The sequence below is a fragment of the Lysobacter sp. ISL-50 genome (genome assembly GCF_018612875.1).
In the GTDB taxonomy this organism is placed as follows: Bacteria; Pseudomonadota; Gammaproteobacteria; order Xanthomonadales; family Xanthomonadaceae; genus Lysobacter.
Window position 1 is genome coordinate 78,950 of the sequence record NZ_JAGGRI010000008.1, and the last position, 10,270, is coordinate 89,219.

8 protein-coding genes are annotated in these 10,270 nt (G+C 65.5%); 6 read left to right on the forward strand and 2 right to left on the reverse strand.

What is annotated here, in order from left to right:
- Window positions 1-71 precede the first annotated feature (71 nt).
- Both J7J50_RS06145 and J7J50_RS06150 read left to right on the forward strand, forming a co-directional pair.
- Window positions 72-1,229: a phospholipase A gene (locus J7J50_RS06145; RefSeq protein ID WP_215060418.1), complete on the forward strand. Its 1,158-nt coding sequence runs from the start codon at window positions 72-74 to the stop codon at window positions 1,227-1,229.
- 151 nt (window positions 1,230-1,380) lie between these two features.
- A complete protein-coding gene (locus J7J50_RS06150) occupies window positions 1,381-2,352 on the forward strand; it encodes a patatin-like phospholipase family protein (RefSeq protein ID WP_215060420.1) in 972 nt (323 codons plus the stop codon).
- A gap of 367 nt (window positions 2,353-2,719) precedes the next feature.
- On the opposite strand, the gene J7J50_RS06155 is transcribed toward J7J50_RS06150, so the two are convergent.
- Window positions 2,720-4,279, reverse strand: a complete 1,560-nt coding sequence (locus tag J7J50_RS06155) for a fumarate hydratase (protein WP_343222442.1) — start codon at window positions 4,277-4,279, stop codon at window positions 2,720-2,722.
- A 138-nt stretch (window positions 4,280-4,417) separates the two neighbouring features.
- On the opposite strand from J7J50_RS06155, the gene J7J50_RS06160 reads away from it, so the two are divergent.
- Together J7J50_RS06160 and J7J50_RS06165 are read left to right on the forward strand one after the other, a co-directional pair.
- A complete protein-coding gene (locus J7J50_RS06160) occupies window positions 4,418-4,786 on the forward strand; it encodes a hypothetical protein (RefSeq protein WP_215060422.1) in 369 nt (122 codons plus the stop codon).
- Window positions 4,787-4,844: 58 nt separating this feature from the next.
- On the forward strand, window positions 4,845-5,171 hold the full coding sequence (locus J7J50_RS06165; RefSeq protein ID WP_215060429.1) for an NIPSNAP family protein: 327 nt from the start codon (window positions 4,845-4,847) through the stop codon (window positions 5,169-5,171).
- Window positions 5,172-5,253: 82 nt separating this feature from the next.
- Here J7J50_RS06165 and J7J50_RS06170 read toward each other — a convergent pair whose 3' ends face one another.
- A complete protein-coding gene (locus tag J7J50_RS06170; protein ID WP_215060431.1) occupies window positions 5,254-6,246 on the reverse strand; it encodes a PD40 domain-containing protein in 993 nt (330 codons plus the stop codon).
- 366 nt (window positions 6,247-6,612) lie between these two features.
- On the opposite strand from J7J50_RS06170, the gene J7J50_RS06175 reads away from it, so the two are divergent.
- Window positions 6,613-8,502: an ABC transporter ATP-binding protein gene (locus J7J50_RS06175; RefSeq protein WP_215060433.1), complete on the forward strand. Its 1,890-nt coding sequence runs from the start codon at window positions 6,613-6,615 to the stop codon at window positions 8,500-8,502.
- A 113-nt stretch (window positions 8,503-8,615) separates the two neighbouring features.
- Window positions 8,616-9,806: a PQQ-dependent sugar dehydrogenase gene (locus tag J7J50_RS06180; RefSeq protein ID WP_215060435.1), complete on the forward strand. Its 1,191-nt coding sequence runs from the start codon at window positions 8,616-8,618 to the stop codon at window positions 9,804-9,806.
- Window positions 9,807-10,270 lie beyond the last annotated feature (464 nt).

Here is a 10,270-nt window from a genome sequence, read left to right on the forward strand (position 1 = left end):
TCGGTTCACGCTTCGTTCGCGTGTCAATGCAAGACTGCAGCGGTTTCGACGCTTACGCCGCGAGTCACGCCATGCCCTGTTCCCGCACGATCCTGTTCATCGCCTTGACCGCCTCGCCGTTGCTCGGCTCGGCCCAGACCACCGCGCAACCGGCGACGCCGGAAGCGTGCATGGCGGTCACCGTCGATGCCGATCGCCTGGCCTGCTACGACAAAGCGCTGGGCCGCCAGGCCGGCGACGCGCGCCAGGCCGATATCGCCGCGAAGGAAGCCAAGGCGATCCGCAGGAATCTGGAAATCGGCGACGAGATCGCCGGCGAGCCCAAGCCCGGCGTCGCCGAGCGCGCGCGCCGCGCGGTGTCGGGCAGCGTGTTCAGTCACGACGAACCGCTCGCCGATGCGATCGCCAACGCCGGCAAGGGCGGCCTGCTCGACAGCCGCTGGGAACTGGCCAAGGATTCCAAGCTGGGCGTGTTCAACTTCCGCGCCTACAAGCCGGTGTACCTGCTGCCGGTGTTCTGGAACAACGATCCCAACGTGTTGCCGCACTCGCCCAACCCGCGCAACACCGTGACCGAGCCGCAGTCGCTCAAGGACATCGAGACCAAGTTCCAGATCAGCTTCAAGACCAAGGCGGTGGAGAACCTGTTCGGCGACAACGGCGACATCTGGATGGGCTACACCCAGTCCTCGCGCTGGCAGGTCTACAACGCCGAGGACTCGCGCCCGTTCCGCGAGACCAACTACGAACCCGAAGTGATGCTGGTGTTCCGCAACAACTATCACATCGGCGGTTGGAGCGGCCGCATGGCCGCGATCGGCGTCAATCACCAGTCCAACGGCCGCGCCGATCCGTTCTCGCGCAGTTGGAACCGGGTGATCGGCCAGATCGGCCTGGATCGCGAGAACTGGGCGATCGTCGCGCGGCCGTGGTGGCGCATCTCCGACGGCAACGACGACGACAATCCCGATATCGAGGATTACATCGGCCGCGGCGACCTGACCATCGTGCACAAGCGCGGCGGCCACGAATTCTCGCTGATGGCGCGGCATTCGCTGCGCGGCGGCGACCGCTCGCACGGCGCGCTGCAGTTCGACTGGGGTTTCCCGATCCACAACCAGTTGCGCGGCCATCTGCAGATCTTCGACGGCTACGGCGAGAGCCTGATCGACTACAACCACCGCGCCACCTACATCGGCCTGGGCATCTCGCTGCTGGAGTGGTACTGAGCCAGCGCCGCGCGGCCCGGCGATGCAAGGCGTCGCCGGGTGCCGCGGTATCCGCCCGACCCGGCAAGGCGGCGTGTTCGAAACTGCGACGCAATGTGATCCGCCTCGCCGATCCGCCGCGCTAGGCTGGATCGGATCGACGGAGAATACGATGAAGATGCGGCGCATCCTCTCGCTGGACGGCGGAGGCATACGCGGCCTGGTGAGTTGCCATTGGCTGGCGGGCCTGGAACAGGCCCTGATTCAGGCGGAAAAGGCCCAGGCCGGAAAAACCGGTTTGCTGAAGAATTTCGATTTGATCGCCGGCAGCTCGACCGGCGCGCTGATCGCCTGCGGCCTGGCCAGCGGCATCGGTCCGGACGCGCTGGCGCAGTTGTATCGCGCCCAGCGCCATCTGATTTTTCCCAATCTCGCCGGCCGCTTGTGGTCGCGCACCAATCGTTTGATCGCCGACGGCCTGTCGGCGCCGCGCTACGACGGCGTGGGCATCGAGAAAGTCCTGCGCAAGGTGTTCGGCAAGACCACGCTGGGCCAGCTCAAGGCGCCGGTGCTGATCACCAGCTACGACACGATTTCGCGCACGCCGGTGATCTTCAAGAGTTTCCAGCCCGAGCATCGCGATCTGCTGGTGTGGGAGGTATGCCGCGCCTCGAGCGCGGCGCCGACTTATTTCCCCGCCCATGCGATGAAGGTCGAAGGCAAGGACTGCGCGCTGATCGACGGCGGCGTGGTCGCCAACAACCCCACCGCCTGCGCCATCGCCGAGGCCTTGCGCAAGGACGCCCAGGTCGACAACAGCCGCGATCTGGTGGTGGTCTCGGTGGGCAGCGGCGAGCGCACGCGCAGCATCGACCTGGAATCGGCGCGCTCGTGGGGCGCGCTGGAATGGGCGGTGCCGATCATCGACGTGTTGTTCGACGGCAATACCGATTCGGTGGATTACATCGCGCGGCAGTTGGTCGGCGATGGCTATTTCCGGATGCAGGCCGAGCTGACGGTCGGGCTGGATGATCTGGACGATACGAGCGAGACGAATGTGTTGGGGTTGGAGACGATGGCTCGGGAGTATCTGGCTCGGCCGGCGACCAAGAAGATGCTGGAGCGGTTGGTCAAGATGCTTTGAGGGTTTGGGGTGGGCTGTTTGCGGGTCAGTGTGTCGTGTATGGACGCGCTCGCGTCAGGCCAAGTTACTGCGTCTCCACCTACCGTCATTCCCGCGAACGCGGGAATCCAGGGCCTTTCGTGCGAGAACGCTTGAAGTCACTGGATTCCCGCGTTCGCGGGAATGACGGGCCGGAAGGATGGCGCTGAAGTCACTGGATTCCCGCGTTCGCGGGAATGACGGGCTGGAAGGATCGCGCTGAAGGCTCTGGATTCCCGCCTTCGCGGGAATGACGGTCTGGGCAGCACAATCACCGACCGCAAAAACAAAAACGCCGGGTCAAAACCCGGCGTCTTCGTCAGATCCGCAAACAGCGCGGCAGCGCAGCTCAGACCGACTCCACCACCACCGGAATCTTGCCGATCCGCGCCTGCCATTCCTTCGGGCCGGTCTTGTGCACCGACTCGCCGGTGCTGTCCACCGCCACCGTCACCGGCATGTCCTGCACGGTGAATTCGTAGATCGCTTCCATCCCTAAGTCGGCGAAGCCGACCACGCGCGAGGCCTTGATCGCCTTCGACACCAGATACGCCGCGCCGCCGACGGCCATCAGGTACACCGAGCGGTGCTTCTTGATCGCGTCGATGCCGGCCGGGCCGCGTTCGGCCTTGCCGACCATGCCGAGCAGGCCGGTCTGCGCCAGCACCTGTTCGGTGAACTTGTCCATGCGCGTGGCCGTGGTCGGGCCGGCGGGGCCGACGACTTCGTCGCGCACCGGATCGACCGGGCCGACGTAATAGATGAAACGGCCCTTGAAATCGACCGGCAGCGGCTCGCCCTTGTTGAGCATCTCGACCATGCGCTTATGCGCGGCGTCGCGGCCGGTCAGCAGTTTGCCGTTGAGCAGCAGCACTTCGCCGGGCTTCCAACTGGCGACATCTTCCGGCGTCACCGTATCCAGATCGACGCGGCGGCCCTTGGAGGCGTCGTAGGTCAGCTTCGGCCAGTCCTCCAGCGACGGCGGATCGAGCATCACCGGACCGCTGCCGTCGAGGGTGAAATGCGCATGGCGGGTCGCCGCGCAGTTCGGGATCATCGCCACCGGCAGGTTGGCGGCGTGGGTCGGATAATCCTTGACCTTGATGTCGAGCACCGTGGTCAGGCCGCCCAGGCCCTGCGCGCCGATGCCGAGCGCGTTGACCTTCTCGTACAACTCAAGGCGCAGTTCTTCGGCGCGATTGCTGGCGCCGCGCGCCTGCAGATCGGTGATGTCGATCGGCTCCATCAGCGACTCTTTCGCCAGCAGCATCGCCTTCTCGGCGGTACCGCCGATGCCGATGCCGAGCATGCCCGGCGGGCACCAGCCCGCGCCCATGGTCGGCACGGTCTTGAGCACCCAATCGACGATGGAATCCGACGGGTTGAGCATGGCGAACTTGGACTTGGCTTCCGAACCGCCGCCCTTGGCCGCGACGATCACGTCCACCGTATTGCCCGGCACGACCTTGACGTTGACCACGGCCGGGGTGTTGTCGCGGGTGTTGCTGCGCTTGCCGGCCGGATCGGCCAGCACGCTGGCGCGCAACTTGTTGTCGGGATGATTGTAGGCGCGGCGCACGCCTTCGTTGACCATGTCCTCCACGCCCATGGTGGCGTCGTCCCAGCGCACGTCCATGCCGATTTCCAGGAACACGGTGACGATGCCGGTGTCCTGGCAGATCGGCCGGTGGCCTTCGGCGCACATGCGCGAATTGATCAGGATCTGCGCGATCGCGTCCTTGGCCGCGGCGCTTTCCTCGCGCTCGTAGGCGGCAGCGAGGTTCTTGATGTAATCGACCGGGTGGTAATAGCTGATGTACTGCAGGCCATCGGCGATGGACTGGATCAGGTCGTCCTGGCGGATGACGACGGGGCCGCTGGAAGCGGCCGAAGACTGGGTTGCGGTCACGGCGGGCGTAGGGCTGGCGGTGTGGGACCGTTATTCTACCCGTCCGGCCGGGTCGCGCCCCGACGCGGCCCGCGGCGCCCGTCCCGGGGCCGCGCAGGGCCCGCCCCACCGTCCGATCACGGCCTTGATGGATACCCGATGAGCTACCAGCCACCCCGCTCGACCGTTACCTCACCGCAGAACCCGGCCTTCCGCCCCATGCAGCTGGCGATCGGTCTGATCGCGCCGCTGCTGATCGGCCTGGGCACCCTGGCCGTGGTGCCGCAGTTCAAGGCCACGTTCCGCTCATTCGGCACCGATCTGCCCTGGGCGACGCAAATCCTGATGGATTACCCGTGGATGCTGTGTCTGGCGCCGCTGGCGGTGCTGGCGCTGTGGGCGGCCTGGCCGAAGCGGCGGCGCGACAACGCCGCCTGCCTGTTCGGCGTGATCTTCGCGATGGCGGCCGCCGCCTGTGTGGTGCTCGCCTTGTATTGGCCGATCTTTCAGCTCGCCGCTTCGATCTGACGCCTGCGCTCGCGCCGTGTCCGCGAGCGACGCCCCTCACTGCCGCACCGGAGTCCGCATGATCACCTGCTACCTGCGCTACATCATCGATCCCTTTCAACTGGCCGAATTCGAGCAATACGGCCGTCTGTGGATTCCCCTGGTCGAGAAATTCGGCGGCACCCACCACGGTTACTTCATGCCGTCGGAGGGCCATAGCAACGTGGCCCTGGCGATGTTTTCGTTTCCGAGCCTGGCCGCTTACGAGGATTACCGCACGCGCTCGTTCGAAGATCCCGAGTGCCAGGCCGCGTTCGCCTACGCCGCCGAGAAGCGCTTCATCGTCAGCTACGAGCGCAGCTTCTTCCGGCCGGTGTTCGGCGACGGCGAGAGCGCGGCAGGCTGACCGACCTTCGCCGCGACGATCATCGGCGGCCTTGCGGCCGCCGATGTCCCGCTGGTTCCGGCGGCGCGAAGCGATACCGCTCTCAGCGAACGCCCGCCGGCGCGTCGATCATCCACAAGGTCGTGCTGCCTTGCGCATCCGGATCGAACGGCGCCGATTCGAACGCGATCGTGCCGCCGTCCGGCGACCAGCCCGGCGCGCCGTCGAGTCCGCAGCTGCGGGTGACGCGGATACGGGCGCCGCCGGCGGCAGGAATCACGAAGACATTCGCGATCTCGATATCCTCATCGCCGGACGAATACACGATGTAGTTTCCGCTCGGCGACCACGACGCATCGGTATTGAACAGCTCGCCGGCGTTGGTGACGTTGAACACCGCGCCGGTGGCGACATCGAGCGTGAACACGTCCCAGCTTTCAGGGCCGAGCTGGCGCTGGAACACGATCTTGTCGCCCTTGGGCGACCATTCCGGCTGTCGATCGTTATGGCCCACGGTCAAGCGCGCCAGCTCAGCGCCGTCGCTGCGGATCTTCCATAGTTCGCCGCCGGCGTCCGGATTGGCTTCGCTGTGCGATTCGAACACGATCCATCGCTTGCCGTCGCTCAGCACCGGCGAGATCGACGGCTCCCACGCCAGAGAGCCCGGCCGCCGGGTGACGCGCACCGCCGGACTGCCGCCTGCCGCGGGCGCCAGATAGATTTCATCGCGGTCGGTCACATCGCTCGAATACACCACCTCGTCGGTCGCCGCGGACCAGCATTGCCCCGGCAGGTTCACGCTTTGCGCGGAGGTGGGGCTGACGGCGCGCAACACCGCGCCGCCCTCGACGGGCACGGTCCGCACCACCGACTTTCCGGTGTTGTAGCGCGTGGCGAAATTGGTGAACGCCAACACCCGGCCGTTCGGCGAGAAACACGGATTCTGGAAGCTGCGGCCCAGGCCCGTGCCGGTGATGGCGATCTGCCGGGCCGTATCGGAACGGCAGGCCGCGGCGGCTCGGGAGGGGGCCTGCGCAATTGCCAACAGGGGGCACAGGCAGGCCATGGCCAGCAGCGACAGTGCTTGCGTTTGCATCGTTGTCGATCCTTTGAGGGGGCGGGAATCGCCGCTGCCGACTGACATCGGGCGCATTCGCGGCCTCTGTGCGGTATCTGGACTGCGTCAAGTCCCGCGGCGATGCGCGCATCAAAATCCAGTCGCCGGTGTTCCACCGTGATGCCGTTCGCACTGCATCGATCGCGATGGGCTTTTACTCCTTACGCGATATGCCGAACGGCTTAATCTTCGAGTGCACGAACCCCGGCCACGGTCCGCAGCGGCACGACGCCGTCCACGACGCTCGCCAGCGCCACCGGCCGGTTTTCGCCCACATGATCGCCAGCTTCAAGACAATGCGGGAACCGGTCGCAAGGCGCGGCGGATCGGGGGCACAATCAGCGCATGGCCACTCCCCACGATAACGACAACGCCCGTCGTACCGTCAAAGACAACGGCGGCAAACCCAGTCTGCGCGAACGCTTCAACGCGCTGCGCAATCTGCCGCCCTTCCTCAAGCAGATCTGGCAGACCAGCCCCGCGCTGACCGTGATCACGCTCGGTCTGCGCCTGATACGCGCCCTGTTGCCGGTGATCACGCTGTATGTCGGCAAGCTCATCATCGACGAAGCGGTGCGGCTGGTCGGTACCGGGCATGGCTTCGGCTCGTTGCCGCAGGCTTGGGCGGGCGGTCAGCTGGACACGTTGTTGGCTTTGCTGGCGCTGGAATTCGGCCTGGCGATCGGCTCGGACCTGCTCGGCCGCGTGGTCAGTTACGGCGACTCGCTGCTGTCGGAACTGTTCACCAACGTCACCAGCGTGCGCCTGATGGAACACGCGGCGACCTTGGACCTGGAGGATTTCGAAGACCCCGATCTGCAGGACAAACTCGACCGCGCGCGCCGCCAGACGATGGGGCGCATGAGCCTGATGAGCCAGTTGTTCGGCCAGGTCCAGGACACCATCACCGTGATCAGCTTCGCGATCGGCCTGCTGGTCTATGCGCCGTGGCTGATCCTGCTGCTCGCGGTCGCGCTGATTCCGGCCTTCGTCGGCGAAGCGCATTTCAACGCGCTGGGCTATTCGCTCAACTACGCCTGGACGCCGGAGCGCCGCCAGCTCGAATACGTGCGCCAGATGGGCGCCAGCGTGGAAACCGCCAAGGAGGTGAAGATCTTCAACCTGCACCGCTTCCTGATCGCCAAGTACCGCGAGCTGGCGGACAAATTCTTCAAGGCCAACCGCGCCCTCGCCCGCCGCCGCGCGTTTTGGGGCACCGTGCTCGCGGGGCTGGGGACCTTGGGCTACTACATCGCTTACGGCTACATCGCCTGGCGCACGGTGAGCGGCGATTTCAGTATCGGCGATCTCACCTTTCTGGCCGGCAGCTTTCGCCGGCTGCGCCAGTTGCTGGAAGGGCTTTTGGTCGGTTTCTCGCAAGTCGCCAGCCAGGCGCTGTACCTCGACGACCTGTTTTCGTTCTTCGAAATCAAACCAGAGATCGTGTCCCCCGCCGATCCGGTCGCGGTGCCCAAGCCGATCCAGCGCGGCTTCGTGTTCGAGAACGTCGGCTTTCGCTACCCCGATGCCGAACGCTGGGCGCTGCGCGGCCTGAATTTCGAGTTGAAGGCCGGCGAAGTGTTGGCCCTGGTCGGCGAGAACGGCGCCGGCAAGACCACCCTGGTGAAATTGCTGGCGCGGCTGTACGACCCCGACGAGGGCCGTATCCTGCTCGACGGCCGCGATCTGCGCGACTACGACCTGGATCAGGTGCGTTCCAGCATCGGCGTGATCTTCCAGGATTTCGTGCGTTATCACCTCACCGCCGGCGAGAACATCGGCGTCGGCCAGATCGACGCGATGGACGATGCCGAACGCATCCGCGAAGCGGCGCGCCGGGCGATGGCCGATGAGGTGATCGAAAGCCTGCCGCGCGGCTACGACCAGTTGATCGGCCGGCGTTTCAAGACCGGCGTGGACCTGTCCGGCGGCCAGTGGCAGAAGATCGCGATCGCGCGCGCCTACATGCGCGATGCGCAGGTGATGATCCTGGACGAACCCACCGCCGCGCTGGATGCGCGCGCCGAGTTCGAAGTGTTCCAGCGTTTCAAGGAACTGTCGCGGGAAACCACGGCGGTGCTGATTTCGCATCGCTTCTCCAGCGTGCGCATGGCCGACCGCATCCTGGTGCTGGCCGAAGGCCGGCTGGAAGCCAGCGGCACCCACGAGGAATTGCTCTCGCAGGGCGGACGCTACGCGGAGTTGTTCGAATTGCAGGCCGCCGGCTACCGCTGAGCCGGCCGCTCGCGCGTCGGCGATGCACGAACAAGGTCGAATTGTTCCGGCGCCGCGCGCGAGCTATGGTGAGCCGGCTTGCGATCACGACCTCACCGCTTCAGGAGCTGAGCATGACTTTCGTCCTACGACGCGGCGTAATGTCCGCCGCGATGCTGTTGACGCTGGCCGCCTGCCAGCGCGGCGGCGACGCCGAAGCCGCGGCCGCCCGGCCGGCGCCGAAACAAGCCGTCGAACATCGCGTGCCCAGCGAACTGGGCGAAGTGCGGGTGACCGAAATCGCCAGCGGCCTGGAGCATCCGTGGTCGGTGGCCTTGTTGCCCGACGGCGAGTTCCTGGTGACCGAACGCCCCGGCCGCCTGCGCCGCGTGAGCAAGGACGGCGCGATCTCCGCGCCGATCGCCAACGTTCCGCCCGTGTGGGCCAAGGGCCAGGGCGGCTTGCTCGATGTGGTGCTGGCGCCGGATTTCGCCGCCAGCAAACGCATTTACCTGAGCTACGCCGAACCCGGCCCCGACGACAGCGCCGGCACCGCGGTGTCGATCGCGACGCTCGGCGATACCGCGCTGACGCAGGTCAAGCGCATCTACGAGCAACAGCCCAAGCTGGTCGGCCCGAATCATTTCGGTTCGCGCATCGTCTTCGACGGCAAGGGCCATCTATTCATCACCCAGGGCGAGCGCCAGCAGCGCATGGCTTCGCAGGAGCTGGACAAACTGCAGGGCAAGCTGGTGCGCCTGAACCTGGATGGCAGCGTGCCGGCGGACAATCCCTATGTCGGCCGCAAGGACGCGCGGCCGGAGATCTGGAGTTACGGTCATCGCAACATGCAATCGCTGGCGACCGACCCGCGCACCGGCACCTTGTGGGAAGCCGAGCACGGCCCGCGCGGCGGCGACGAAATCAATCTGCCGCAGGCCGGCAAGAACTATGGTTGGCCGATCATCACCAACGGCATCGACTACAGCGGCCTGAAGATCGCCGAGGCCGAGGGCAAGGAGAAGCCGGGGCTGGAGTCGCCCTATCACGTTTGGGAGGTATCGCCGGCGTTGTCGGGCATGGCCTTTTACGCCGGTCATGCTGGGTCGGCGTGGAACGACAGCTTGTTCCTGGGGGCATTGGCGGACAGCAGCCTGATCCGCTTGAGTCTGGATGGCGACAAGATCGTCAAGGAAGAGCGGCTGCTGAAATCCTTGGGCTGGCGAGTGCGTGATGTGCGCGTGTCGGCGGACGGCAAGGTTTACGTTCTGACCGATGAAGAAGACGGCAAGTTATTGCGGCTCGATCCGCCTGCGGCGAAGTGATGTGTTGACGCGGCGCGGCGGCTGATGCGATTGCCGTTGCCGTTGCCGTTGCCGTTGCCGTTGCCGTTGCCAAGATTTTGCTTTGTCTCCGCTTCGCTTTGCCCTGCTTTGGCTTTGGCTTTGGCTTTGGCTTGGACTTTGACTTCGGCTGTTGCTGTTGCTGTTGCTGTTGCCCGGCGCAGCTTGTAACTCGCGAGACCAGGGACACCCGAAGGGCGGCGCACATGGACGTGCGCCGGGTGCCACCTTGGGCAGGATGCCCAATGTGGCACCTGCCTGCGCAAGCACCGCACTCGTGGCTTTTGACTCGAAACAGCTAAAGCCCTTTCTTTGGTTACTTTCTTTGTGGCTTTGGACAAAGAAAGTGACCCGCCGCTCCATGGCGGAAGCGTTTGGCGTTTGATCTTGCTTTCGCTCTCGCTTTTGCTTGAGGCTTCTTTTTCTCGTCATTCCCGCGAACGCGG